Origin of the sequence: Dactylosporangium sp. NBC_01737, assembly GCF_035963215.1 — a bacterium.
GTDB lineage: Bacteria > Actinomycetota > Actinomycetes > Mycobacteriales > Micromonosporaceae > Dactylosporangium.
Genome location: NZ_CP109153.1, coordinates 7621514 through 7647167 on the forward strand (window position 1 = coordinate 7621514; position 25654 = coordinate 7647167).

Genomic DNA, 25654 nt, shown 5'->3' on the forward strand with positions numbered 1-25654 from the left:
AGCGATGGAACGCACGATCTTCACCGCGGACCACCGGGCCTTCATCGAGCTGGTGCGGGCCTTCATCGACAAGGAGATCACCCCGCACCACGATCGGTGGGAGCAGGACGGGGTGGTCGACCGCGCCGTGTGGCGGGCCGCCGGGGCCGCCGGCCTGCTGGGCTTCTTCGTCGACGAACGCTACGGCGGCGGTGGCGTGACCGACCGGCGCTTCAACGCCGCCCTCACCGAGGAACTGGCGCGGGCCGGCGCGAGCGGACCGGCGTTCGGCCTGCACAACGACATCGTCGGGCCGTACCTGACCGACCTGACGACCGACGAGCAGAAGCAGCGGTGGCTGCCGGGGTTCTGCTCCGGCGAGCTCATCACCGCGATCGCGATGTCCGAGCCGGGCGCCGGCAGCGACCTGCAGGGCATCGGCACCACCGCGGTCCGCGACGGCGACGGCTACGTCCTCAACGGGCAGAAGACGTTCATCAGCAACGGCATCCTGTCCGACCTCGTCATCGTGGTGGCCCGCACCGACCCGTCCGCGGGGCACCGGGGGATCAGCCTGCTGGTGGTCGAGCGCGGCATGGCCGGCTTCGAACGCGGGCGCAATCTCGACAAAATCGGGCAGAAGGCGCAGGACACGGCGGAGCTGTTCTTCTCCGACGTGCGGGTGCCGGCGGCCAACCTGCTGGGCGTGGAGGGTCAGGGTTTCGCGTACCTGATGCGCAACCTGGCCTTCGAGCGGCTGTCCATCGCGGTCGCGGCGCTCGCGGCGGCCGAGACGGTGTTCGAGCAGACCCTGGCGTACTGCAAGCAGCGCACCGCCTTCGGCACCGCGATCGGCAGCTTCCAGCACAACCGGTTCGTGCTGGCGGAGCTCGCCACGGAGCTGCGGCTCGGCCGAGTGTTCGTGGACCACTGCCTCGTCGAGCCGACGCTGACGGCGGAGTCCGCCGCGATGGCCAAGTGGTGGTGCACCGAACTCCAGCAACGCACGGTCGACCGGTGCCTGCAACTGCACGGCGGCTACGGGTACATGCGCGAATACCCGGTAGCGAGGGCCTACCTGGACGCCCGGGTGCAGACCATCTACGGCGGCACCACCGAGATCATGAAGGAGCTGATCGGCCGGTCACTTGGCCTGTGACCCACGTCACAGGCGGACCCTGTCAGGAATCGCGGTGCTGTCTCGTTCGGGTGACATGCGAACAGACGGGAGCACGACCGAGCGGCACCGCATCGCCGTCCTCGGAGCCGGATACGCCGGCGCGTCCGCGGCCGGATACCTCGCCCGCCATCTGCACCCCGGCGACGTCGAGATCACCGTCGTCAACGCCGAACCCGACTTCGTCGAGCGGATACGCCTGCACCAGGTGGCCGCCGGCCGGCAGCTGCGCCGCCACACCCTGGCGGAGATGTTCGCCGGCACGGGCATCCGGCTGCGGGTGGCGCGCGTCGTCGCCGTCGACGCGTGGCAGCGGACCGTCACCGTCGCCGACGGCGAGCACACCGAGGCGATCGGGTACGACACCCTCCTGTACACGCTCGGCAGCACCATCGCCGACCTCGGCGTGCCGGGCGTGGGCGAGCACGCCTTCCACGTCGCCGGGCGGCCGGCGGCCCTGCGCCTGCGACGGCGCCTGGACGAGCTGGGCGCGGGCGGGACGGTGCTGGTCGTCGGCGGGAACCTGACCGCGATCGAGACCGCGACCGAGATTGCCGAGTCCCGGCCGGGGCTGCGGGTCACCCTCGTCACCAGCGGCGAGCTCGGCGGCTGGCTGGGCCCGAAGGGCCGCCGGCACCTGCTGCGCGCCTTCGACCGGTTCGGGATCGCCGTCCACGAGCACACCACGATCGGACGCGTCGAGCCGACCGGGGCCGTCGCCGCCGACGGCAGCACCTTCGCCTCCGACGCGACCGTGTGGGCCGCCGGTTTCGCGGTGCACCCCATCGCCGCCGCCAGCGGTCTGGCGGTCGGAGACGACGGCCGGATCGCGGTCGACCGCATGATGCGGTCCGTCTCGCATCCGCAGGTGTACGCCGCCGGCGACAGCGCCTGTGCCATCGACGGGCACGGCCGGCCGCTGCCGATGTCGTGCGCCTCGGCGGGGTTCACCAGGATGCAGGCGACGGCCGCGATCATCGGCGACCTCACCGGCCGGAGGATCCCGGAGACCTCGCTCAGTTACCTCGGCAACTGCATCGGCCTGGGCGACCGGGACGCGATCTTCCAGGCGGTCGACGGCGACGCCCGGTCGAGGGCCTGGTCCCTGCGCGGCCGTCCGGCCGCCCGCTTCAAGGCGTTCGTCCTTCGCGGCACCGTCTGGAACATGCGCCACCCGACCTACGGCCTGCCGACCCGCAGGCGCCGCCTGGCGGCCGAGCCGCACCGCGCTCCCGCGGCGGTCGCCGGTTAGCGTGGCCGGTATGGACTCCGCCACCGTGGAGCGTTTCGAGGCCAACCGCGCCCGGTTGGCCTCGCTGGCGTACCGGCTGCTCGGCTCGGCCGTCGACGCCGAGGACGCGGTGCAGGACACATTCCTGCGCTGGCACGCCGCCGACCGGCGGCACATCGAGGTGCCCGAGGCGTGGCTGACCAAGGTCGTCACCAACGTGTCCCTCGACCGGCTCCGCTCGGCGCAGCTGCGCCGGGAACGCGCGGCCGGCGACTGGCTGCCCGAGCCGCTGCTGGACGGCGACCCGATGCTCGGCCCGGCCGACACCGCCGAGCAGCGCGAGTCGGTGACCATGGCGGTGCTGACGCTCATGGAACGCCTCCAGCCGGTCGAGCGGGCCGTCTACGTCCTGCGGGAGGCGTTCGCGTACAGCCACGCCGAGATCGCCGCGATCCTCGACATCAGCGAGTCCGCCAGCCAGCAGCACGCGCACCGGGCCCGGCGCCGCGTCGCGGACGGTCAGGCCGCCGCCGACATCGACCGCGCCGCCGCCCGCCGCATCGTCGAGGCGTTCGTCGACGCCGCCTCCTCCGGTCGCACCGAACGCCTCGTCGCGCTGCTCACCGACGACGTGACCGCCATCTCCGACGGCGCCGGGCAGGCGAGGATCTGGCTGCGGCTGTCGGCCCCTGCGCGGATCGCGGCCGCCGTGCGGGCGAGCTTCAAGCCGACGCCGGCGAAGCGGCGACTGGTCGGCGGCTCTCCCGCGATGCACGCCGGCCTGATCAACGGCGCCCCCGCCCTCATCGCCGCGCTCGACGACCGGGTGGTGGGCGTCGTGGTCCTGGACGTCCGCGGCGACAAGGTCTCGATGCTGCGCGGCATCTCCGACCCGGACCGGCTCGCCCGCCTCACCCGGCAGTGGCGGCGCGCCGACCCCGGCGAACCGCTGAGCCGGCTGTGGTGATGCGGCTCTGCTGACAGCAGATCGGTTTGGTACCCGGTGCGCGGCGAACCCATGGTGGATGCAGAAGTTCGGTTCCAGCGAGGAGAAGCCATGTATTTCGCCGCCGGGGTGAGCCCACTGACCGGGGGGACGCTCGACGACCAGGTCGCCGCCCAACTGCTCCACCAACGCATCATCGTGCTCGGCACCGAGGTTGACGACGCCGTCGCCAACCGGCTGTGCGGTCAGCTGCTGCTGCTGTCCGCCGAGGACCCACGCGGCGACATCAGCCTGTACATCAACTCGCCCGGCGGCTCCGTCAGCGCCGGCCTGGCCATCTACGACGCGATGCGGCTCATCCCCAACGACGTGAGCACGCTGGCGATGGGGCTGGCCGGCAGCATGGGCCAGTTCCTGCTCTCCGCGGGCACCGCCGGCAAGCGGTTCAGCCTGCCGCACGCGCAGATCCTGATGCACCAGGGCTCGGCCGGCTTCGGCGGCACGGCGGCCGACGTCGAGATCTACGCCGAGCAGCTCGAGCGGGTCGGCACGACGCTGGTACGGCTGATCGCCGAGCACAGCGGGCAGCCGGTGGAGACGATCGAGCGGGACAGCCGGCGCGACCGCTGGTTCACCGCGGACGAGGCCCTCGCCTACGGCCTCATCGACCACATCCTGGAGAAGGTGGACGACGTGCGCCCCGTGGTCGCACAGCGCATGGCGGGACTGGGCGCATGAGCGGCCCGGAGCGAAGCGGAGGGGCCGCGAGTCAGCATTGCAGGTCGAGCTCGGGCCGACGCCGGAGCGCAGCGGAGGCGGTGGCATGAGCGGCCCGGAGCGAAGCGGAGGGGTCGCGAGTCAGCATTGCAGGTCGAGCTCGGGCCGACGCCGGAGCGCAGCGGAGGCGGCGGCATGAGCCAGTACACGATTCCCACGGTGGTGGAGAAGACCCCGAACGGCGAACGCGCCTATGACATCTACTCTCGGCTGCTGTCGGAGCGGATCATCTTCATCGGCACCGAGATCGACGACGGCGTCGCCAACGTGGTGATCGCCCAGCTGATCCACCTGGAATCGGACAACGAGCAGGAGATCGGCCTGTACATCAACTCGCCGGGCGGCTCGTTCAGCGCCTTGACGGCCATCTACGACACGATGCGCTTCGTGCGGTGCGACATCGCGACGATCTGCGTGGGGCAGGCGGCGTCGGCCGCGGCGGTCCTGCTCGCGGCCGGCACGCCGGGCCGGCGCTCCGTGCTGCGGCACGCGAAGGTGACGCTGCACCAGCCGTCGAGCCAGGCCCGCGGCACCCTGCCGGACCTGGCGGTCCAGGCGAAGGAGGTGGCCAAGGTCCGGGCCGAGATGGAGGAGATCCTCAGCGAACACACCGGCCAGTCGACGGCACGGATCCGGGCCGACACCGACCGGAGCATGACGCTGTCGGCGCAGCAGGCCGTCGCCTACGGCATCGCCGACCAGGTCATCGTCGAGCGGCCCGCACGCGCGCCGCAGCTGGCGCACGCGACCTGATCAGGCCGCCAGCAGCGCGAAGCCGTCATAGCGCTGCGCTGCGCGGTGCACCGGCGGTGCGACGCCGTGCAGCGGCCGCACGGCCTGCAGCCGGACGACGGGGGCGTGGTCTCCCAGCAGATCGCGCCCCACCTCGGCCAGCAGGCCCGCCAGCTCGATGCCCAGGGCGTCGCACACCGCGGCGAGCACCTCGGAGCTGGCCTCCTTGCGGCCGCGCTCGACCTCCGACAGATACGGCATCGAGACGCACGCGTCGCGGGCCACGTCGGCCAGCGTGCGGCCCTGCCGCAGCCGGTTGCGGCGCAGCACGTCGCCGACCAGCGCGCGCAGCAGCGGCCGGGGCTGCCGCCCGCCGGGACCGAGGTGCGCCAGATCCGACATCGGCCCACCATACCGACCGCCGTCCGGCCGCCGACACCCCGCGGACAGCCGTTCCGCCGACAGCGGAACGTCACCGCCGCCGACAGCGGAACACCGCCGCCGCCGACAGCGGACGCCGCCGGCGGCGCGGCGGTTTCCGGCGGGCCCGGTTGCGGTTGCGTGGCAGTGCGGTGGCGGGCGGGCAATCGCGTCAGGTGCCCGTCGCGGCGGCCGATGCTGCACCTCGTGACCGCCGACCGTCGTGCCCCGCTGCGCCACGCCGTGGCCACCGCCGGCATCGTGGTGGCCGGCACGCTGTGGTACGCCGTCTGGGTGGCCACCGGTGCCGGCCCGGCCGCCGTGGCGTACCTGGGGATGCCGCTCGGCGCCGCGGTCGCCGTGGCTGCCGTCCTGGACCTGCTGCGGCGGGCCCCGCTCACGGGTCAGGGCCGCCGGTTCTGGCGGTTGATGCTGGTCGCGCTCGGCTGCATCAGCGTCGGCTACGCCGTGCTGGCCGCCGCGGCGTTCCGTGCCACGCCGGCGCTGCCGGTGATGCCGACGGCGTCGGCCGCGCCGGCCGGGATCGGGTTCCTGACCGCCATGTGGGCGATGGCGCGGGTCCCGCTCGGCATCGCCGGCGCGGGCGAACGCTGGCGGCAGTGGCTGGACCGCGCGATCGCCTTCCTCGGCTGCGGCACGGTCCTGTTCCACTTCGGCCTGGCCCCGATGATCACCGCGACGGGGGTCTGGAGCACCCAGACGATCGTCCTGCTCGGCCTGTCGTTCGGGCTCGCCGTCGGCGGCATCACCAAGGTCGCGTACGTCCGTGGCGGCCCGATCGACCGGTCCGCGCTGCGCCTCATCGGCATGGCCGGCCTGGTCGGCGCCGGCGTGGCGCTGCTGCTGGTGCTCGCCGGCGACGCCGGCACGGTGCCGGCCCAGGCCGTCGTCATGCCGGTCGCGCCGGTGCTTGGCGCGCTCGCGGTCCGGCGGCAGTGGACCCACGCGGCCGCCCGCCCCGGCCGGGCCGGCAGCTGGCTGCCCTACCTCGCGGTCGCGGCCGTCGACGTGCCGCTCATCGCCGTCATCCCGGGCGCGCTGACCTGGACCGACAAGCTCGTCATCGTGGCGTCCGTGCTCGTGACGGGGCTGGTCACGGTCCGGCAGTTCGTCGCGTTCCGGGAGAACGCCCGGCTGCTCGCCGACAAGCGCGCCACGCAGGAGCGGCTGGAGCACGACGCGACCCACGACGGCCTGACCGGGCTGGCGAACCGGGCGCTGTTCCGGCGGCGACTCGGCGCGCAGCTGGAGCTCGGCGACGCGACGGTCCTGCTGGTCGACCTCGACGACTTCAAGACGATCAACGACTCGCTCGGCCACGACGTCGGCGACCACCTGCTCATCGCCGTCGCCGGCGTGCTGCGGGCCGCGAGCGGCACCGACGTGCTGCTGCGGGACAAGAGCGGCACCGACGGACTGCCGGCCGGGGGCGGCGCCGACGGTCTGGCGGTCCGGCTCGGTGGCGACGAGTTCGCGGTCCTGGTGACCGAGGCGACCACGCTCGGCGAGACGATCGCGCAGCGGATCCTGGACGCGTTCGAGCACCCGCTCAGCGAGCACCGGCTGCTGGTGCACGCCAGCATCGGCATCGCCACCGCGCCGGCCGGCACCCCGCTCGACCGCCTGCTGCGCGACGCCGACGTGGCCATGTACGCGGCGAAGCAGCGTGGCAAGGCGAACTGGGTGCGGTACCACGGCGGCATGGCGCAACACGTCGCCGGCCATGCCCAGCTCGGCGGCGAGCTGCGCCGGGCCCTGGACGCAGGCGAGTTCACCGTCCACTACCAGCCCATCATGGCGCTGCACACCGGCCGGATCGTCGGCGTCGAGGCGCTCGCCCGCTGGCAGCACCCGACCCGCGGGATGATCTCACCGGCGGAGTTCATCCCGGCCGCCGAGAGCACGGGACTGATCGTGCCGCTCGGCCGGTGGGTGCTGCGCGAGACGTGCCGGCAGGCGGCGCTGTGGCTCGCGGAGTTCGGGCCCGACGCGATGGAGACGTTCGGCCCCAACGTCTCCGCCCGCCAGCTGCACGACCCCGACTTCGTGGCAGACGTCCAGGCCGCTCTCGCGGACTCCGGCCTGCCCGCCGACCGGCTGGTGCTGGAGCTGACCGAGTCGGCGGTGCTGCGCGGGCAGCAGGTGTCCCGCGCGCTGTACCAGCTGCACGGCCTCGGCGTCCGGCTGGCGCTGGACGACTTCGGCACCGGCGAGTCGTCGCTGAGCCTGTTGCGCTCGTTCCCGGCCGCGATCATCAAGCTCGACAAGTCGTTCGTCGACGGCATCGAGCTCGACGCGCCGGGCTCCCCGGAGGCCGACGCCCGCCAGGCGGTGGCCCGCGCCGTCATGCAGCTCGCCCGCGCCCTCGGCCTGGACACCGTCGCCGAGGGTATCGAGAACCGCGGGCAGGCCAACCGCCTGATCGAGCTGGGCTACACCCTCGGCCAGGGCTACCACCTGGCCCGCCCGATGCCCGCCGAGGGGATGACCCGCCTCCTCGCCGCCCAGCGGCAGCTCGCCACCCCGGCGTGAACGCCACGGCCGGGCGGGTCGTGGGATCACCCGGCGGGGACGTTTGCGGGCATCCATCGCGGTCAGAGTGCGGCAATGGCAGAGCGGTTCCTGGTCACCGGCGCCACCGGCAAGACCGGCGTGTACGTCGTGCGTCAGCTGCTGGAGCGCGGCGCGCCGGTGCGGGCGCTGGTGCACCGCGCCGATGCCCGGTCCTCGGAGCTTGCGGCGGCCGGGGCGGAGGTCGTCGTGGCGGACATGCTGGACCTGGCGGCGGTCGGCGCCGCGGCCCGCGACGTGACCGCCGCGTACTTCACCTACCCGATCATCCCGGGGCTGCTGGGGGCCACCGCGATCTTCGCCCAGGCGGCGGCGGAGTCCGGCGTCGGCGCGGTCGTGAACATGTCGCAGATCTCCGCGCGCAGGGACGCGGCCAGCAACGCCGCGCGGCAGCACTGGCTGGCGGAGCGGGTCCTGGACTGGTCGCCGGTCGCGGTGACGCACCTGCGCCCGACGTTCTTCGCCGAGTGGCTGATCACCTTCTACCAGGCCGACGGGACGCTGCCGCTGCCCTTCGGCGACGGGCGGCACGCCCCGATCGCCGCCGAGGACCAGGCGCGCGTGATCACCGCGATCCTGCGCGATCCGGTGCCGCACGCCGGCAAGGTGTACCGGTTGTTCGGTCCGCAGGAGATGAACCACCACGAGATCGCGGCGGAGATGTCGGCCGCGCTCGGCCGGGAGGTCCGCTACGTGCCGGTCAGCCTCGACACGTTCAGTGAGCAGCTGCGTGACCGTGGCTTCGGCGAGCACATCATCCAGCACCTGCGTGCCGTCGCGGTCGACTATCGCAACGGGGTGTTCGCCGGCACCAACGACGTCGTGCGCACCATCGGCGGGAGCGAGCCGCTGAGCGTGCGGGAGTTCGTCACCCGCAACATGCAGCACTACGACGACCGGTCCACCGTCGACGTGCGGTGATCGGCGCAACCCGGGCGGACGCGGTGATGTTTCGTCCTGGGTACCAAGTGATGACGATCGCGTTTCCCGGCCGGTGAGGCCGACGTGACGGGAGACTTTCGGCGGTGCAACACGTCGGAAACGTGTGCTGCGCAGACTCGAGCCGAGTTTGTCCCAGCTGTCCCGTCTGCGGCGCCCGCACGCCGCCGGAGGAGCGACGTCGTGTCCTATGTGAGCCCATCCGAACTCGCCACCAAGATGATCGACGCCGGTGAGGCGAAGGTCTTCATGTCCACCCGGGACACCCTGATCCGGGCGTACATGGCCGGTGCGATCCTCTGCCTGGCCGCGGCCTTCGCGGTCACCGTCACCGTGCAGACCGGCCAGCCGATCATCGGCGCCCTGTTGTTCCCGGTCGGGTTCTGCCTGCTGTACCTGCTCGGCTTCGACCTGCTCACGGGGGTGTTCACGCTGGTACCCCTCGCGCTGATCGACAAGCGCCCGGGCGTGTCGCTGCGTGGGGTCCTGCGCAACTGGGGCCTGGTGTTCGTCGGCAACTTCGCCGGCGCGCTGACCGTCGCGGTGATGATGGCGATCACGTTCACCTTCGCCTTCACGGTCGAACCGAACGCGGTCGGCAAGGCCCTCGGCAAGATCGGCGAGAGCCGGACGCTCGGCTACGCCGACCACGGTGCCGCCGGCATGCTGACCCTGTTCATCCGTGGCGTCCTGTGCAACTGGATGGTCTCGACCGGCGTCGTCGCCGCGATGATCTCCAGCAGCGTGTCCGGCAAGGTGATCGGCATGTGGATGCCCATCCTGGTCTTCTTCTACATGGGCTTCGAGCACTCGATCGTGAACATGTTCCTCTTCCCGTCCGGCCTGATGCTCGGCGGCGACTTCTCGATCGCCGACTACTTCCTCTGGAACGAGATCCCGACCGTGATCGGCAACCTGGTCGGCGGCATCACGTTCGTGGGGCTCACGGTGTACGCCACCCACGCCCGCACCGGCGCCTCCCGCCGGCGCCCCACCACCCCCGCGCCGGTCGTCGAGGAGACCCCGGTCGGCGTCCTGGTCAAGTAGCGCGCGAACGGCAGGCCCGGGCCGGCACCGCGGTCCGGGCCTGCCGTGTCTACCCGGCCGGTGACCGCTCGCCGGAGCCGCGGATGAGCAGCTCCACGCCGATCGTGACGGTCTGCACCGGGCGGGTGTGGTCGGTCATGCGGTGCCGGAGCAGGTCGATGGCGGTGCGGCCGATGGTGTCGCTGTCCTGGGCGACGACGGTGATGGCGGGCCGGAGCAGGTCGGCGAGTGCGAAGTCGTTCTCCGTGTCCAAGGGCAACTTCTGGGCCGGTAACCCGAACCCGTCGTTCGTCGCCCTCGGCGGTGTCACCATCGCGCCCGCCACCAGCGCGCCGGCGGGCAACCTGGCGCTCGGCGCGGTCGAGGCCGTCGACGACCTGCTGCTGCAGAGCGACAACGGCGTCATCCGGGTCTTCCCCGTCTGGCCGACGTCCCGCAACGCCCAGTTCGTCAACCTGCGGGAGAAGGGCGCATTCCTGGTCTCCAGCCAGCTCACCGGCGGCCAGGTCACCTACGTCGACATTGCCAGCCAGGCCGGCCGGCCGGTCGCCCTGCTGAACCCGTGGGGCAACCGGGCCGTGACCGTCACCCGGGTCGGCGCCGGCACGGTCGCGCACACCACGCCCAACGGCACCATCTCGTTCCCGACCCAGGCCGGCGCGACCTATCAGATCGTGCCGAACTGAGCCACCGCCGCCCGCCCTCGCCGGACGCGTACGTCAGCGTCCGGCGAGGGCGATCACCAGGCAGAAGGCGACGAGCGCGGTGCCCTGCAGGATCGTCCGGGCGATGATGACCGAGTCCCAGCGCGCCTGCAGCGACCGGGCGTCATCGAGGGTCCCGCCGGCCCCGCTCGCGGCGATGAACACCTTGTTGATCGGCAGCGAGACGCGGTTGAAGATGACCACCCAGACCAGCAGCAGGACCAGCCCGGCGGCCGCGGCCAGACCGGCCGCGAGCCAGCCGGCGATGAGGGCGCTCAGCGTGGTCAGGGCGGCGGCGACGATGCTCAGCGCGCCGGGCACCGGCAGTCGTTGCCCGCCGAGCCGGTGGGTGCGCCCGACGATCTGCACCATCGCGCGGTCGTCGATCTCGGCGTACGCCGGGCGCAGCACAAGGCTCGCGAGCGCGTCCGTCCCGAAGATCACGGCGGTGCAGACCGCGGCGACGATGGCGAAGGCGACAGTAAGGACGATCATGGGAGACTCCTTCAGCAGAATCTAGCATTGCTAGAAATCTAGCACTGCTAGCATGTGCTTGTGAAGCCACCAACCAAGGCCCAGCTCGCGCGGGCCGCGCGCCGGGACCGCATCGTCGCCGCCGCCCGCGAGATCGCCGAGGTCGACGGCTGGGACGCGGTGACCGTCCGGCGCCTGGCCGACGCGATCGCGTTCAGCCAGCCCGTGCTGTACGGGCACTTCCCCGACGGCAGGGACGGCATCGTGCGCGCGGTCGCCCTGGACGGCTTCACCCGGTTCGCCACCGCGCTCGCCGGCGCCGCCCCGGACGCCCCCGCGAAAGCCCGCCTGCGGCCGGTGGCCGAGCGGTACCTCGCGTTCGCCCGGGAGCAGCCGGCGGTCTACGAGGCCATGTTCTCCGGCCCGACCGACCTGGCGTTCGCCACGGCCGACGTGCCGCAGCAGCTGCGGGAGGCGTTCGACGCCCTCGCGGCGGTCGTCGGCGGCGACGAGACCAGGGCCGAGACGCTGTGGAGCGCGCTGCACGGCCTCGCGGACCTCGCCCGCCACGGTCGCCTGCGCCCCGGCCGCGAGTCCGACCGCCTCGCCGTCCTGGTGCAGTCGTTCGGCTAGGACAGCTTGAGGTCGCCGATGCGCTGGCCGGGGTCGGCGAGCAGGGCGTTGAGCACGGCGGTGTAGCCCTCGAGGGTCTCCAGCATGGCGGCGCGGGGGTAGATGGTCGGGTTGTAGTTCATGGACGCGCCGCGGCGGTCGTGGCGCACCACCAGGCCCGGCTCGCCGCGCTTGGCCCACAGCCGGGTGGCGTGCTCGTCCAGGACGAGCCCGGCAGGCTTGCGGGCGCGGGAGCGGTGCTCGCGCCGGTCCGGCGGCGGGTCGTTGGTGGGTGCGGCGGACTGGAACCACGAGTGGTACAGCAGCAGGAACGGCCACGGGCGCGCGGCGTCGAAGCCCGGGTGCACGGCGCGGGCGATCTCGGTGAACGACGCGGTGTGCCGGACCGCCTCGTACATCGCCGAGCGCACCCGGCCGATGCCGTCCAGCAGCGTGGTGTCCGGGCCCATGGTCGTGGCGACGTACACGTTGTGGGTGAACTGCCCGACGAGATCCTCCGCACCCGGCTCGTCGCGGCCCGCGGTCGCGGTGCCGAGGACCAGGCGCGGCCGGCCCGTGCGGGCGCCCAGCAGGATCCGGTACGCGGCGAGGTACAGCAGGAACGGCGTGATCCGCTGCGCCCGGGCGAACGCGTGCAGCCGGCCGATGAGACCCGGCTCGATGGGCAGGCCGAGCGTCGCCTCGGCGGTGACGTCGGGCCGCTGCGCCGAGCGTTCGAACGGCCACTCGTCGGGCAGCGGCGTGAGGGTGCGCCGCCAGAACTCGTCGCGGCGGCGCCGGTCCGCCGGATCGAGGAGCGGGTCCGCGGTCGCCGCCGCGTACGACAGCTTCAGCGGCGGCAGGGCCGGGCCGGCGCCGGTGCGCGCGAGGTAGGCGGCCCGCAGGTCGCGCAGCAGGACCCCGGTGGACCAGCCGTCGGCAATGAGGTGGAACAGCGTGACGGCGACGACGTGCCGGTCCGGAGCCGTGCGCAGCAGCACGACGCTCCACAGTGGACCATCGCACAGGTCGAAGGCGCGGCCCCGCTCGTAGCCGAGGATGCTGCTGCGCAGCAGGTCCCGCCGGGACGCGGGCTCGGCGGTCAGATCGGTGAACTGCACCGGCGGATCGATGCCGTCAAGAATGCGAATCCTCGGCTCGATGTCGAGGGTTTCGAATACGATTCTCAGCGCGTCGTGGCGGGCCGTGACATCGCCCGCCGCGCGCCGGAACGCATTGACGTCGACCGTCTCATCCCACGAAGTAGTTTCGAAAACGTTGTAGCCCAGCATGCCCGGATTCGACGGCGCGAAGCAGGACACGAACTCCCACAGCGTCTCCTGGCTACGCGCCAGCCGAGACGCTTCCCGACTCATGGTCACTGAGCTTTGCCGCGTTCAGCGTGCATTGTCAAGGCGGAAACGGGAATCGACGTTTCGAAAAAGTCGGCCGCAACAAACTCTCGACGACCACCGATGGGTGAATTACCGTCGTCGGCGTGTCGATCGGGGGATGGCGCCTGCTCAGCAGCGCAACCAGTGCGCGGACCGTGGTGGCGGTCGACTTCACCCTGGCGAAAGTCCGGGCGCAGGCGAATTTCGCTGACCTGGCCCCCCACCTGCCCGCCGACTGCGCCGTCTGGGGCAGCGACGAGACCGGCTGGCCCGCGGCGCCCGGCGACGCCCGCACGCACCTCGCCGAGTGGCGGGAGCGCACCGCGGCGCTGGGAGACGTTCACGCCGTCCTCGGGTTCTGCGCCGGCGCGGCACTCGCCGGAGCCCTCGCGGGGGACGCGCGGCTGGTCCTGTTCGACCCGGTGGCCGTCAGCTCCCGAACGATCGCCGGGCACTACGCCGCCGCCGTGCGCCGCATGGGCGCCGAGCCCGACGCCCCGCCGGAGGCCGACGCGGACGACCTCGCCGAACGCTACGCCGTCGTCGCCCGCAAGACCCTCGGCGAGCAGGGCGTGCCCGACTCGATCGCCACCGACCTGTGCGGCCGGGTCGCCGCCAACCTGCGGTACCTGGCCATGTGCCGGGCCGCGGGGCTCGACGGGCTGCGACCCGACCTCGTGGTGCTCTCCCGGGACCACGAGCTGCCCGCGGCCCTCGGCGGAAGCGCCCAGGTGCGCCTGGACGTGCCGCAGGAGCGGCTGCTCGCCGAGCCCGCCGCGGCGCACGCGGCGGTGCCACGGTCATGAGCGGGCTGAGCCGTAAGGAGGAGGCGTTATGGCTGTTCCAGCGCCTCGCGCCGGGCGTCGCCGTCGACAACCAGCCGCTCGCGGTCCGCACCACCGCCCCGATCGACCGGGCCGCGCTGGAGTCCGCCGCCGCTGAGATCCTGCGCCGGTACCCGTCGCTGCGCACCCGCTTCCCGCAGCGCGACGGCGTGCCGCACCGGGAGGTCGTCGACCCCGACCGGGAGTCGGTGCCGGTCGGGGTGCTCACCACGTCGGAGGTGAAGCTCGGCACGGTCCTCACCGAGCTGGCGATGCGCCCGTTCGACCTCACCGAGGAGCTGCCGCTGCGCGTGTACGGCATCGCCCTCGACGAGGGCGGCAGCGTCCTGTGCCTGGTGTCGCACCACATCGTCTTCGACGGCGCCTCCGGCGGCGTGGTCATGCCCGACCTCGCCACCACCTACCACCGGCTCGCCAACGGCCTGCCGCTCGACCCGCCCGCGGCCGCCCCCGCCGTGCAGGAGCCGCCGCCGGACGCGGCCGGCCTCCGGTACTGGGTGGACCGCCTCGCCGGCGCCGACCCCACGCGCCAGCCGCTGCCGTCGGCGCGCCCCGAACCCGCCCGCCCCATGTTCACGGGCGCCCGGTTCGAGCGTGACCTCGCCCCGGAACCCCTGCAGCGCCTGCGGACCCGGCTGCGCCTCACCGACAACATGGCGCTGCTGGCCGTCTACGCCACCCTGCTCGCCCGCCACGGCGCCGGCCCCGACCTGGTCGTCGGCGTCCCGGTGAACCTGCGCCGCCACGGCACCCGCGACGCGGTCGGCTACCACGTCAACACCTTGCCCGTGCGGCTCACCGTCGACCTGCGCCGCGGCTTCACCGACCTCGCCGCGCAGGTCCGCGACCGGATGGCCGAGGCCCTCGACCACGCCGGCGTGTCGTTCGAGCATCTGCTCGGCGATCTGCCGGCCGCCTCCGGCAGCTGGCGGTCGCCGCTGTTCCGGCACATGTTCAACTTCCTGCCCCCGGCGCAGGTCGCCGCCCCCGGCGAGCTGCCCGGCGCGCAGTGGGTGACCGTCGACACCGGCACCAGCCGCCACGACCTGCAGTTCGTCGTGCTGCGCACGCCGGGCCGGGTGACGCTGCAGGCCGTGTACAGCACCGAGGTCCACGACGAGGCCACGGTCTGCTCCCTCGCCGACCGCTTCGAGCTGCTCCTCGCCGCCGCCGCGGCCGACCCGCGGCGCCCGCTCGCCGAGCTTCCATTGTGGACCGACGACGAACTGCGCACCGTCGCACGGGTCAACGCGGGCGCCGCCGCACCGGTACCAGGGCCGACCGTCGCCGCCCGGATCGCCCGGCGGCACGCGGCAGACCCGGACGGTGCCGCGCTCATCGACGCCGACGGCACCGTGCACACCCGGCGGTGCCTCGCCGGCCGGGCCGGCGCCGTCCGGGCCCGGCTCGCCGCGCAGGGGGTCGGCCGCGGGGACGTCGTCGCCGTCACCCTGCCCCGCGGCGCCGACCTTGCCGCCGCGGTGCTGGCGGTGTGGTCCCTCGGCGCCGCCTACCTGCCCGCCGACCCGAACCAGCCACCGGCCAGGCTCGCCGACCAGGTCGCCCGGGCCGGCGCGAAGACCACCGTGGACACCGCCGAACCGGCCACGACGGACACCGCCGAGGTGGACGCCGGGCTCGAGGCCGCCGCACCGGACGACCTGGCATATGTCATCTTCACCTCCGGCTCGACCGGGCGGCCCAAGGGCGTGCAGATCCCGCACCGGGCCCTGGCCAACCTGGTGCGCCACTTCGCCGCCGAACTCGCCGTCGCCGGGCACGACCGGGTGCTGTGGTCGACGACGTTCGGCTTCGACATCTCCGCGCTGGAGCTGTTCCTGCCCCTGGCACACGGCGGCGGCGCGGTCGTCGCCCCCGACGCGGCCCAGACCAGCCCGGCGCTCATGCTCGACCTGGTCGCCCGCCACGACGTCGCCGTCGTGCAGGCCACCCCGACGATCTGGCGGCTGGCCGCCGGGTCGGTCCGCGACGAACTGCGCGGCCGGCAGGTGCTGTGCGGCGGGGAGCCGCTCAACGCGGCACTCGCCGAGCGGCTGCTGCGGACCGGGTGCCGGCTGCACAACGTGTACGGGCCGACCGAGACCACCATCTGGTCGTCCAGCGCCCCGGTCGCGGCCGGGGTCGCCGATCCGGTCGGCATCGGCGCGCCGATCGCCGAGACCTCCTTCCACGTCATCGATGAGCACGGCCAGGACGCCCCGCCGGGCCTGGTCGGCGAGCTGTGCATCGGCGGCACCGGCCTCGCCGCCGGCTACACCGGCGCGCCCGACCTGACCGCGCAGCGCTTCGTCGACGACCCGGTCCGCGGCCGCCTGTACCGCACCGGCGACCTCGCCACCTGGCGCGGCGACGGCACCGTGACCCTGCTCGGCCGCTCCGACCGGCAGGTGAAGCTCCGCGGCCGCCGGATCGAACCCGGCGAGGTCGAGGCCGCCCTCGAACGCCACCCGGCCGTGACCGCCGCCGCCGTCGTCCTCGCCGGCGACCCGCAGGGCGACGGCCGCCTCGTCGGCTACGTCCAGCCCGCGGGCGTCGACCTCGAGTCGGTGCGCCGGCACGCGCGGGAGCACCTCCCGTACTACCTCGTCCCCACCGACCTGGTGCCCGTGCAGGCCCTGCCGCGCAACGCCAACGGCAAGGTCGACCACCGCGCACTGCCCGCCCCGCCCGCCGGTGCCGGGCCCGCCGACGCGGCGGCCGACGCGGCGGCCGGCGCCGCGCCGTTCGTGGCGCTGTTCGAGCAGGTGCTGGGCCGCGACGGCCTCGGGCCGGCCAGCAACTTCTTCACCAGCGGCGGGCACTCGCTGCTCGCCGCGATCCTGGCCGCCCGCATCGGCGACACGCTCGGCCGCGACGTGTCGCTGCTCGACGTCTTCGACGCGCCGACCCCGGCCGAGCTCGCGGCCCGCCTGAGCGGAAGGGACGACGCATGAGGACCGTGCCGGAGCTGCTGGAACGCACCGCGCGGCTGGTGCCCGACCGGCCCGCGATCGTGCTGGACGGCGGCGAGACCCTCACGTTCGCCGAGCTCGACGCCCGCTCCAACGCCTTCGCCCGCGGGCTGCTCGACCACGGCGTCGGCTACGGCGACCGGGTCGCGCTCGCCGTCGGCGGCCCGGCCTGGCCGCAGTACGCCGTCGCCTACTTCGGCACCCTCAAGGCCGGCGCCGTCGCCCTGCTCACCGGCGCCCGCTTCGGACCCGACGAACTCGCCCGGATCGTTGACGGCTACCGGGTCGCCCGGGTCGTGCGGGCCGGCGACGACCTCGGCGCGGGCCGGCCCACCGACCCCTGGCGGTGCGTGGAGCACCCGGCGACGCGGCCGAGGTCGTGTTCACCTCCGGCACCACCGACCGGCCCCGCGGCGTCGTGGCCACCCACGCCAACCTGCTGCGCGCCCAGGTCGCCTGGCCCACCGCGGTCCGCGGCAACCAGCCGTGCGCGCACGCCCTGCCCGTCGGCTCCGTCGCCGCCCAGGCCGTGCTGCTCAACTGCGTCGGCGGCCAGCACACGCTGCTCGTCACGGCCGCGTTCACCGTGGCCGGGTTCACCGCCATGACCGCCCGGCAGGAGGCCGTCACCGTGTGCCTGGTGCCCGCCATGGGCCACTGGCTGGTGCGGGCCGCGCCGGGCGAGGCGACCCCGATGCCGACGGTGAAGGGCGTCAGCTTCTCCGGGGCGCCGCTGCCCGTGCCCATCATGGCCGACCTGACGGCCGTGTTCCCGAACGCGGCGTTCCACAACTTCTACACCTCCACCGAGACGTACCCGGCCAGAGTCGCCACCCGCTTCGACCCCGCCCGTCCCGAGGCCGTCGGCCGCCCCGTCGGCTCCAGCGCCGTGCGCGTCACCGGCCCCGCGGGCGCGGCAGTGCCGCCCGGCGAGACCGGCGAGGTGTGGCTGCGGGCCGGGGGAGCCCCGCCCCGCGAGCTGCTCGACGCCGGCCCCGTCGACGTCGCCGACGGCTGGACCCGCACCGGCGACCTCGGCCACCTCGACGCCGACGGCACCCTGTTCCTCACCGGCCGCGCCGCCGACGTGGTCATCGTCGGCGGGTTCAACGTCTCCACCGGCCGCGTCGAGCAGGTCCTCACCCGGCACCCGGCCGTCGCCGAGGCCGCCGTCTGCGGCGCCGAACACCCGGTCCTCGGCGAGATCGTCGCCGCGTTCGTGATGCTCAGACCCGGCCGGCCGGACGCGACCGTCGCGGAGCTGCGCCACCACGCGGTCGAGCAGCTGACCCGCGCCGAGCTGCCGGCCGTCATCCAGATCGTCGAGGACCTGCCCCGCAACGAGGCCGGGAAGGTCGTCAAACGGGAGCTGCCCGCGCTGCTGCGCGCCGCCGAGTTCGTCGCGCCGCGCACCGGGCTGGAACGCGACCTCGCCGCCGTATGGGCCGACGTGCTGCAGAGCGGCCCGGTCGGCGCGGCCGACAACTTCTTCGAAATCGGCGGCGACTCCCTGGCAGCCACCCGGATCGCCGCCACTGCCCGCGAGCGGCTCGGTGTCGACGTGGACACCATCGCCGTCCTGGAGGCACCGACCGTGGCGGAGCTCGCGCAGTACATCGCCGAAAGGGACCAACCATGAGCGCACCACTGTCCGAACTGGACACCGCGGCGAAGCTGCTGCGCGAGCACGCCGGCGTGACCGGCGCCGTGGCGCTGCGCGGCCCGGACGGACGGCGTGTCCTGGCCGTCGTGCCCGGCCTGGCCACCGTTCCGGTCGACCTGCGCGACCACCTGTGGGAGACCCTCGACCCGGCCGACCTGCCCGACGTGCTGGTCGCCGTCGACGTCCTGCCCGCCGACGCCGCGGGCCTGGACACCGAGGGGCCGGGCAGCCACACGTTCCGAGCGCCGTCGACACCGACCGAGGAGCAGCTCGCCGAGATCTGGACCGAGACCCTCGGCCGGGCCCGGGTCGGTGCCGACGACAACTTCCTCGACCTCGGCGGCGACTCGATGACCGCGGCGCTGCTGCTCGACCTCACCAACGAGCGCCTCGAGACCGGGCTGACCCTCGGGGACCTGCTCTCCTCCCCGTCCCTGGCCGCGGTCGCCGAGACCGTCGACCGTTCACGCCCAGCGTCATGACGACGTCGCAGGCGGTGTACGCCATCGTCGACGAGGTGCTGCAGCGCCCGGTGCGGCCCGAGGACGACCTCTACGACCTCGGCTTCGACTCGCTGCTCATTGCCCGCACCGCCGCCCGGGTCCGGGAGCGGCTCGGCGTCGACCTGCCCCTCGCCGAGTACTTCAACGCCGGCACCGTCGCCGACCTCGCCGCGGCCGTGGAAACCTACGCATGAGGGCCCCCGTCACCCCGGCGCAGCAGCGGCTGTGGTTCCTCGCCCAGGTCGACCCGGAGGCGCTGGACTACCACATCCCGCTCGCGTACCGGCTGCGCGGACCGCTGGACACGACCGCACTGGCGGGCGCGGTCGGCGACGTCGTGGCCCGCCACGGCGCGCTGCGCACGCGCTTCCCGCTCGACGGCGACGGGCCCGTCCAGGAGGTCCTCGACGGCTGGCGACCCGACGTCGCCGTCCGCGACAGCACCGCCGCCGCGGCCGGGGCGCAGGTCGCCGTGCTGGCGAACACACCCTTCGACCTGACCGCCGCCCCGCCGATGCGCGCCGCGATCCTCCGCCTGGACACCGACGAGCACATCCTGGTCCTCGTCCTGCACCACATCCTCGCCGACGCCTGGTCCGTCGGCCTGCTCCGCGAAGAACTGGCCAAGGCCTACACCGCCCACGTCGCCGGGACGCCGTGCGACCTGCCGGCGCTGCCGACCCAGTACGCCGAGCACGCCCGCGCCGCCCGCCCCGACGGGAGCGGGACCCTCGCCTACTGGGCCGACCGGCTCGCCGGCGCCCCGGTCCTGGAACTGCCCACGGACCGGCCCCGCCCGGCCCGCCGCGGCACCGCGGGCACCTTCGACGGCTTCGAGCTCGGCCCCGATCGGGCCGCCGATCTGCGCACCCTCGGCCGGGCCGGCCGCACGACGCCGTTCATGACGCTGCTCGCCGCGTACCTCGCCCTGCTGGGCCTGGCCACCGGCCAGGACGACATCAGCGTCGGCACCCCCGTCAGCGGCCGCGACCGCACCGACGTCGAGCCGCTCATCGGCTACTTCCTCGACACCGTCGTGCTGCGCGGCGACCTGACCGGCGACCCCACGTTCCGGGACCTGCTCGCGCGGGTGAAGGCGACCGCGCTGGAGGCGTACCAGCACCGGGACGTGCCGTTCGAGGACCTCATCGCCCGCCTCGACGTGCGCCGCGACCCGGCCCGCACCCCGCTGTTCGACACCATGCTCATCGTCCACAGCGGCGCCGAGGACCACGGGCTCGCGCTGCCCGGGATCACCGCCGAGTACTACGACCCCGGGCACCGCTCGGTGAAGTTCGACCTGACCTTCGAGTGCTTCGCCGGCGGCGGCGAGCTGAAGGTGGTCGCGCACGCCCGCCGCGACCTGTTCGACCCGGCGAGCACCGCCGCGCTCGTGCACCGTTTCGGGGAGCTGCTCCGGCTGGCCGCCGAGGATCCCGGCGCGCGACTGTCCACCCTGTACATCCGCCTGACCGAGGCCGAACACGGCCCGTGGCGGTGCGCGGGGCCCGCCGCCACCGGGTCGGTGCTGGACCTCGTCGACTTCGGCTCGGCCGCCCCGGCGGTCGTGCACGGCGACACGACGGTGTCCTACGTGGACCTCGACGCCCGCGCCCGGCGGCTCGCCGCCGACCTCGACGGGCACGGCGGCCTCGTCGGTGTGCAGCTGCCGCCGGGCGTCGACCTCGTCGTGGCGCTCCTCGCCGCCTGGCGGGCCGGCGCCGGCTACCTGCCGCTCGACCCGGACGCCCCGCCCCGGCGGACCACGGACCAGATCGACGACAGCGGCGCCGGGATCGTCGTCACAGCCGGCGGCATCCGGCGCACCGGTGCGAGCACCGCCGCCGGACCGCTCGCCTACGCGATGTACACCTCGGGCTCCACCGGCCGGCCGAAGGCCGTCGCCGTGCCGCACACCGCCCTCGCCGTCCGCGTGCGCTGGATGCGCGACCGCTACGACCTCACCGCCGCGGACAGGGTCCTGCAGTTCGCCTCGCCGTCGTTCGACACGTTCGGCGAGGAGGTGTACCCGTGCCTCGCCGCTGGCGCCACCCTCGTCATCCCGACCGGCGCCCGCGCCGAGCTGCCGGACTTCCTCGCCACCGAGCAGGGACGGTCGGTCACGGTCCTGGACCTGCCGACCTCCTACTGGCACGAGCTGTGCGCCGACCCCGCCGCCGTGCCCTGGCCGCCCGGCCTGCGCCTGCTCATCCTCGGCGGCGAGCAGGTCCGCCCCGACGCCCTGGAACGCTGGTTCGCCCACGTCGGCGACCGCGTCGAGGTCCTCAACACGTACGGCCCGACCGAGGCGACCATCATCGCCACCGCGGCCCGGCTCACGCCCGCCGACACGACCGGCCGCCCGCCGATCGGACACCCCATCGGCGACACCTGCGCCCACGTCACCGGCCTCGGCGGCGCGCCCGTCCCCGACGGCGTCGCCGGCGAACTGGTGCTCGGCGGGCCCGGCATCGCCGACGGGTACCTCGGGCGAAGCACGCAACGGTTCGCCGACGTCGGCGGGGTCCGGCACTACCGCACCGGCGACCGCGCCCGCCGCCGCCCCGACGGCGCCCTGGAGTTCCTCGGCCGGGTCGACGAGCAGCTCAAGGTCCGCGGGTACCGCGTCGAACCCGGCGAGGTCGAGGCGGCGCTGCTGACCCATCCGTCGGTCGGGCACGCGGTCGTCACCGCCGACGGCGACGGGCGGCTCGTCGCTCACCTGGTGCCCGCGCCCGGCGCCACCGTCCCCGGCCCGGCGGCGCTGCGGGCGCACCTGGCCGAGCTGCTCCCGCAGTACCTGCACCCCAGGGCCTACGCGACCCTCGACCGGCTGCCGATGACCCGCAACGGCAAGGTCGACCGTGCGGCGCTCCCGCCGGTCGCTGCCGCCGCGGGGGAGGGCCGCCCACCCGCCGGCGACGCCGAACTGCTCGTCGCCGAGGTGTGGCAGGACGTGCTCGGCGTCGAGGGCATCCGCGCCGACGACGACTTCTTCGACCTCGGCGGGCACTCGCTGCTGGCCACCCGCGTCACCGCGCGGCTGCGGGCGAGCGCCGGCATCGAGGTGCCGCTGCGGACGGTCTTCCACCACACCACCGTCGCCGCGCTCGCCGTCGCCGTCGAGGAGCTGCTCCTCGCGGAGATCGACGCGCTCGACGACGACGAGGTCCGCCGCCTCCTGACCGAGGAAGCCGGGCGATGAGCGGCCTCATCGGGCCCGGCGCCCGGCTCGTCGACGCCGTCACCGGCGAGCAGTACGCCGGCGACCGGCTCACCGCCGCCGTCGCGGCCACCGCGGCGCAGCTGCCGGCGACCGGCGTGGTCGTGTGCCCGATCGGCGCGAACACCCCGTCGGTGCTGCGCTACCTCGCCGCCGTGGCCGCCGGGCGGCCCGCCCTGGTCTGCGACCCGAACGCCGCCGCCGGGCTGACCGCCAGGTTCGGGTCCGCCGCGGACGTCCACCCGGACCTCGCGCTGATGCTGGCGACGTCCGGCTCGACCGGCGCGCCGCGGCTGGTCCGGCAGTCCGGCGCCGCCGTGACCGCGGCCGCCACCGCGATCGTCAAGGCCCTGCACATCGGCGCCGACGACGTCGCCGTCACCAGCCTGCCGCTGTTCCACACCCTCGGCCTCAGCGTCCTGCACAGCCACCTGCTCGCCGGCGCCACCGTCGTGCTGGAGCCCCGCGGCGTGCTCGACACCGCCTTCTGGGCGAGCGTCGAACGGCACCGGGTCACCACGATCACCGGTGTACCGCACACGTTCGAGCTCCTCGCCCGGCTGCCGTGGGAACCGGCGAACACCCCGAGCGTGCGCAGTCTCGCCGTGTCCGGCGGGCGCCTGCGCGACACGCTCGTGACCCGGTTCGCCGCGGCGGCGGCGGCGCACGGCGGGGCGTTCTTCGCGATGTACGGCCAGACGGAGGCCGGCTCCCGCATCTGCGTCCTGCCGCCGGAGCACCTGCCCGCCAAGGCCGGCTGCGTCGGGCCGCCCGTGGACGGGATGCGCCTGACGGTCACCGCCGGCGGCGAGGTGGTGTGCGAGTCGGCGGCGGTGATGCTCGGCTACGCCGACACCGCCGAGGATCTGGCCCGCGGCGACGACCTGCGCGGCGTGCTGCACACCGGGGACCGGGGCCGCCTCGACGCCGACGGGCACCTGTGGCTGTCCGGGCGGCTGAACCGCATCGGCAAGGCGTACGGCGTCCGCGTCGACCTCGACGCCGTCGAGCACGCCGCCGCCGCGCTCGCACCGGCCGCGGCCCTCGCCGGCGACGACCGGATCCTGCTGTGGTGCGAAGGGCTCACCGCCGCCGGCGCGAAGGACGTCGCCGCGCTCGTCGGCCGGGAGCTCGGCATCCACCGCACCGCGGTCCGGGTCACGGTCGTCGACCGGCTGCCGCGCCGGGCCAACGGGAAGGTGGACTACGATGCGCTCCCCGTATGAGGAGCTGCGGCTCGCGTTCGGCGACGCCACCGTGCCGTACCTGTACGGCACCGGCTGCACGCCCGCGCTCGCCGGCACGATCGTCGAGCGGCTCGCCGACGTCGACGCGGTCCTGTTCGTCGCCGACGACGGGGTCCGCGGGCACGCCGACGCCGTCGCCGCCGAACTGGGCAGGCGGGTGCGGGTCGAGCGGGTCCAGGTCGAGGCGGCCGAACGGCACAAGACCCTGCCGACCGTGCAGCACCTGCTGGAGACCGCGGTCGCCCGCCGGCTGACCCGCCGCTCGGCGGTGGTGGCGATGGGCGGCGGCACCGTCGGCAACATCGCCGGCCTCGCCGCCGCGCTGCTGTTCCGCGGCACCCGCCTGGTGCACCTGCCGACCACGCCGGTCGCCGCGTTCGACGCCACGGTGTCGCTCAAGCAGGGCGTGAACCTCAGCACCGGCAAGAACCTGGCCGGCACCTACTTCGTGCCCGCGCTCATCGCCTGCGACCTGGCGTGGCTGGCCACGGTGCCGCGGCACGACCTGCTCACCGGCCTCGCCGAGATGGTCAAGAACGTGCTCGTCGCCGCGCCCGGCCTGGACGACAAGCTGACCCGGGCCCTGGACGACCTCACGAGCGAACCGCAGGCGGCGCTGCGGGCGCTGCTGGAGATCGGGGTGGAGGCGAAGGCGCCGTACGTCGCCGCCGACCCCCGCGAGCAGGGCGGGGCGCTCATCTTCGAATACGGGCACACCGCCGGGCACGCCATCGAGTTCGTCAGCGGCGGGCAGATCCGCCACGGCGAGGCCGTCGCCTGGGGCATGCTCATCGCCGCCGAGGTCGCCCGGCGCCGCCACGGCCTGGCCGCCGACGACGTCGCCGCGCACCACCGGCTCGTGTCCCTGCTCGACCTGCCGGACGCGGCCGCCCGCCTCGACGGCCTCGACCGCGACGCGATCCGGGGCGTGCTCGCCGTCGACAACAAGCGTGGCTACGGCCCGTGCGCGGCCGGCGAGGTGCTCATGGTCCTGCTCGACACGATCGGCCGCGCCGTGCCCGGCCTGACCGGCGGGCCACCCCTCGTCCCCGTCGCGGTCGCGGCGGTCATGGACGCATTCGAGACCGTAGCGATGAACGCCCTGGAGGCGGTGTGAGCGACCAAGGACTGTCCGTCGTCGTCCCGGTGAAGGGGCGGGTGCCGCAGACCCGCCGGCTCCTGGAGAGCCTGCGCGAGTCGGCGACGGCGTGCGAGGAGCCCGTCGAGATCCTGCTCGTCGACGACTCCGAACCCGCCGACGCCCGGGCCCACCAGGACACCTGCGCCACGTTCCAGGCCCGGTACCTGCGCGGACCGCGGCACGTGGGCGCCAAACGCAACGCCGGCGTGCGGGCCGCGGCCCACGACCTGATCCTGTTCATCGACTCCGATTGCCTGGCCACCCCGCAGCTGCTGCAGCGGCACACCAAGACGCTGCGCGACGGTGTCGCCGCCGTCGCCGGCCCCACCTTCGTGCAGGGCGTCGAGAACATGGTGTTCCGCGTCATGGCCCGCTCGAAGCTGCTCAACTCGGCATTCGAGTGGCCCGCGCAGGCGAGCCGGGTCGGCTGGGCGACCACCTCGAACCTGGCCGTGCGCCGCGATGCGTTCGAGGCCGTCGGTGGCTTCGCCGAGCGGCCGCTGACCGTCGTCGGCGGCGAGGACGTCGACCTCGGCCTGCGGCTCACCGCCGCCGGGCACGGCATCGTCTGCGACCCCGAGGCCGTCGTCGTGCACGACAAGAGCAGCATCGAGAGCCTCGCCACCGTCTGCCGGCGGCTCGTCACCTACGGCCGCTCCGGCCAGTGGCTCCTAGACGTCCACCCGCACCGCGGCCGCCCGAAACTCAACCGGGTCAGCACCCTCGCCGCGACCGCCGCCGCCGGGGCCGCGACCGCGCCCCTCACCGGCGGCGCCGGGCTGCTGCTCCTGCCCGCCGTCGCCGCCGTCCTGCTCGCCGTCGACACGAGGGAACGCCTCGGCGACGACGCCCCGACGCTGCCGGCCGTGGCCGAGTCGATCGCCTGCGCCGGGCTCGACTGGTGCTTCGACCTCGGCGAGTTCATCGCCGCCTGGCAGCTCGGCCGGCCCGACCGGCTGTTCACCGGCTTCGGCTGGACCGACGACCCCGCGTTCGTCTGGGACCGCGAACCCGCCAAACGGTACGGGGGCTGAGC

General features: G+C 74.2%; 22 protein-coding genes and 2 pseudogenes. 20 read left to right on the forward strand and 4 right to left on the reverse strand.

Features of this window, described 5'->3' with window-relative positions:
* Window positions 1–4 precede the first annotated feature (4 nt).
* The 5 genes from OHA72_RS34765 (at window position 5) to OHA72_RS34785 (ending at window position 4863) form a co-directional block, all read left to right on the forward strand.
* The gene (locus tag OHA72_RS34765; RefSeq protein WP_327000279.1) at window positions 5–1138 is read left to right on the forward strand and encodes an acyl-CoA dehydrogenase family protein; all 1134 of its coding nucleotides are present in this window, start codon (window positions 5–7) and stop codon (window positions 1136–1138) included.
* A gap of 55 nt (window positions 1139–1193) precedes the next feature.
* Window positions 1194–2408 (forward strand): NAD(P)/FAD-dependent oxidoreductase, encoded by a 1215-nt coding sequence (locus OHA72_RS34770; RefSeq protein WP_327000280.1) that lies wholly within the window; start codon window positions 1194–1196, stop codon window positions 2406–2408.
* A 10-nt stretch (window positions 2409–2418) separates the two neighbouring features.
* Window positions 2419–3354, forward strand: coding sequence for a sigma-70 family RNA polymerase sigma factor (locus OHA72_RS34775; protein ID WP_327000281.1), 936 nt, complete (start codon window positions 2419–2421; stop codon window positions 3352–3354).
* 90 nt (window positions 3355–3444) lie between these two features.
* Window positions 3445–4071: a ClpP family protease gene (locus OHA72_RS34780; protein WP_327000282.1), complete on the forward strand. Its 627-nt coding sequence runs from the start codon at window positions 3445–3447 to the stop codon at window positions 4069–4071.
* Between the two features lie 174 nt (window positions 4072–4245).
* A complete protein-coding gene (locus OHA72_RS34785; RefSeq protein ID WP_327000283.1) occupies window positions 4246–4863 on the forward strand; it encodes a ClpP family protease in 618 nt (205 codons plus the stop codon).
* A 117-nt stretch (window positions 4864–4980) separates the two neighbouring features.
* On the opposite strand, the pseudogene OHA72_RS34790 reads toward OHA72_RS34785, so the two are convergent.
* Window positions 4981–5244, reverse strand: a pseudogene (locus OHA72_RS34790) (helix-turn-helix domain-containing protein); the annotation flags it as partial.
* 225 nt (window positions 5245–5469) lie between these two features.
* On the opposite strand from OHA72_RS34790, the gene OHA72_RS34795 reads away from it, so the two are divergent.
* From OHA72_RS34795 to OHA72_RS34805, 3 genes are all read left to right on the forward strand, one after another.
* Window positions 5470–7815, forward strand: a complete 2346-nt coding sequence (locus OHA72_RS34795) for a putative bifunctional diguanylate cyclase/phosphodiesterase (RefSeq protein WP_327000284.1) — start codon at window positions 5470–5472, stop codon at window positions 7813–7815.
* 75 nt (window positions 7816–7890) lie between these two features.
* Window positions 7891–8775, forward strand: coding sequence for an NmrA family NAD(P)-binding protein (locus tag OHA72_RS34800; RefSeq protein WP_327000285.1), 885 nt, complete (start codon window positions 7891–7893; stop codon window positions 8773–8775).
* A 201-nt stretch (window positions 8776–8976) separates the two neighbouring features.
* On the forward strand, window positions 8977–9840 hold the full coding sequence (locus OHA72_RS34805; RefSeq protein ID WP_327000286.1) for a formate/nitrite transporter family protein: 864 nt from the start codon (window positions 8977–8979) through the stop codon (window positions 9838–9840).
* Between the two features lie 49 nt (window positions 9841–9889).
* On the opposite strand, the gene OHA72_RS34810 is transcribed toward OHA72_RS34805, so the two are convergent.
* Window positions 9890–10093, reverse strand: a complete 204-nt coding sequence (locus OHA72_RS34810; protein WP_327000287.1) for a substrate-binding domain-containing protein — start codon at window positions 10091–10093, stop codon at window positions 9890–9892.
* Here OHA72_RS34810 and OHA72_RS34815 point away from each other — a divergent pair.
* On the forward strand, window positions 10086–10526 hold the full coding sequence (locus OHA72_RS34815; protein ID WP_327000288.1) for a glycoside hydrolase family 95-like protein: 441 nt from the start codon (window positions 10086–10088) through the stop codon (window positions 10524–10526). The two genes, OHA72_RS34810 and OHA72_RS34815, sit on opposite strands and share 8 nt — an antisense overlap.
* A 33-nt stretch (window positions 10527–10559) precedes the next feature.
* Here the strand turns inward: OHA72_RS34815 and OHA72_RS34820 are convergent, their stop codons facing one another.
* Complete coding sequence (locus OHA72_RS34820) at window positions 10560–11039, reverse strand: DUF1772 domain-containing protein (RefSeq protein WP_327000289.1); 480 nt, start codon at window positions 11037–11039, stop codon at window positions 10560–10562.
* Between the two features lie 60 nt (window positions 11040–11099).
* On the opposite strand from OHA72_RS34820, the gene OHA72_RS34825 reads away from it, so the two are divergent.
* The gene (locus OHA72_RS34825) at window positions 11100–11651 is read left to right on the forward strand and encodes a TetR/AcrR family transcriptional regulator (RefSeq protein ID WP_327000290.1); all 552 of its coding nucleotides are present in this window, start codon (window positions 11100–11102) and stop codon (window positions 11649–11651) included.
* Here OHA72_RS34825 and OHA72_RS34830 read toward each other — a convergent pair.
* The gene (locus OHA72_RS34830; protein WP_327000291.1) at window positions 11648–13006 is read right to left on the reverse strand and encodes a condensation domain-containing protein; all 1359 of its coding nucleotides are present in this window, start codon (window positions 13004–13006) and stop codon (window positions 11648–11650) included. The genes OHA72_RS34825 and OHA72_RS34830 overlap by 4 nt on opposite strands.
* Before the next feature lie 122 nt (window positions 13007–13128).
* On the opposite strand from OHA72_RS34830, the gene OHA72_RS34835 reads away from it, so the two are divergent.
* The 10 genes and pseudogenes from OHA72_RS34835 to OHA72_RS34880 all read left to right on the forward strand — a co-directional run bounded on the left by OHA72_RS34835 (window position 13129) and on the right by OHA72_RS34880 (window position 25652).
* A complete protein-coding gene (locus OHA72_RS34835; RefSeq protein ID WP_327000292.1) occupies window positions 13129–13830 on the forward strand; it encodes a hypothetical protein in 702 nt (233 codons plus the stop codon).
* Window positions 13827–16823, forward strand: coding sequence for a non-ribosomal peptide synthetase (locus tag OHA72_RS34840; protein ID WP_327000293.1), 2997 nt, complete (start codon window positions 13827–13829; stop codon window positions 16821–16823). The genes OHA72_RS34835 and OHA72_RS34840 overlap by 4 nt, the downstream gene beginning before the upstream one ends.
* Window positions 16820–17080 (forward strand): annotated as a pseudogene (locus OHA72_RS34845) (AMP-binding protein); the annotation flags it as partial. The gene OHA72_RS34840 and the pseudogene OHA72_RS34845, both read left to right, overlap by 4 nt.
* Before the next feature lie 140 nt (window positions 17081–17220).
* Window positions 17221–18480, forward strand: coding sequence for an AMP-binding protein (locus OHA72_RS34850; protein ID WP_327000294.1), 1260 nt, complete (start codon window positions 17221–17223; stop codon window positions 18478–18480).
* On the forward strand, window positions 18477–18986 hold the full coding sequence (locus tag OHA72_RS34855; RefSeq protein ID WP_327000295.1) for a phosphopantetheine-binding protein: 510 nt from the start codon (window positions 18477–18479) through the stop codon (window positions 18984–18986). Before OHA72_RS34850 ends, OHA72_RS34855 begins: the two co-directional genes overlap by 4 nt.
* The gene (locus OHA72_RS34860; RefSeq protein WP_327000296.1) at window positions 18983–19201 is read left to right on the forward strand and encodes an acyl carrier protein; all 219 of its coding nucleotides are present in this window, start codon (window positions 18983–18985) and stop codon (window positions 19199–19201) included. Before OHA72_RS34855 ends, OHA72_RS34860 begins: the two co-directional genes overlap by 4 nt.
* Entirely contained in the window at window positions 19198–22212 is a 3015-nt protein-coding gene (locus OHA72_RS34865; protein ID WP_327000297.1) for a condensation domain-containing protein, read from the forward strand. The genes OHA72_RS34860 and OHA72_RS34865 overlap by 4 nt, the downstream gene beginning before the upstream one ends.
* Window positions 22209–23456, forward strand: coding sequence for an AMP-binding protein (locus OHA72_RS34870; RefSeq protein WP_327000298.1), 1248 nt, complete (start codon window positions 22209–22211; stop codon window positions 23454–23456). The genes OHA72_RS34865 and OHA72_RS34870 overlap by 4 nt, the downstream gene beginning before the upstream one ends.
* The gene (locus tag OHA72_RS34875; RefSeq protein ID WP_327000299.1) at window positions 23440–24594 is read left to right on the forward strand and encodes a 3-dehydroquinate synthase family protein; all 1155 of its coding nucleotides are present in this window, start codon (window positions 23440–23442) and stop codon (window positions 24592–24594) included. The genes OHA72_RS34870 and OHA72_RS34875 overlap by 17 nt, the downstream gene beginning before the upstream one ends.
* Complete coding sequence (locus OHA72_RS34880; protein ID WP_327000300.1) at window positions 24591–25652, forward strand: glycosyltransferase family 2 protein; 1062 nt, start codon at window positions 24591–24593, stop codon at window positions 25650–25652. Before OHA72_RS34875 ends, OHA72_RS34880 begins: the two co-directional genes overlap by 4 nt.
* Window positions 25653–25654: the final 2 nt, after the last annotated feature.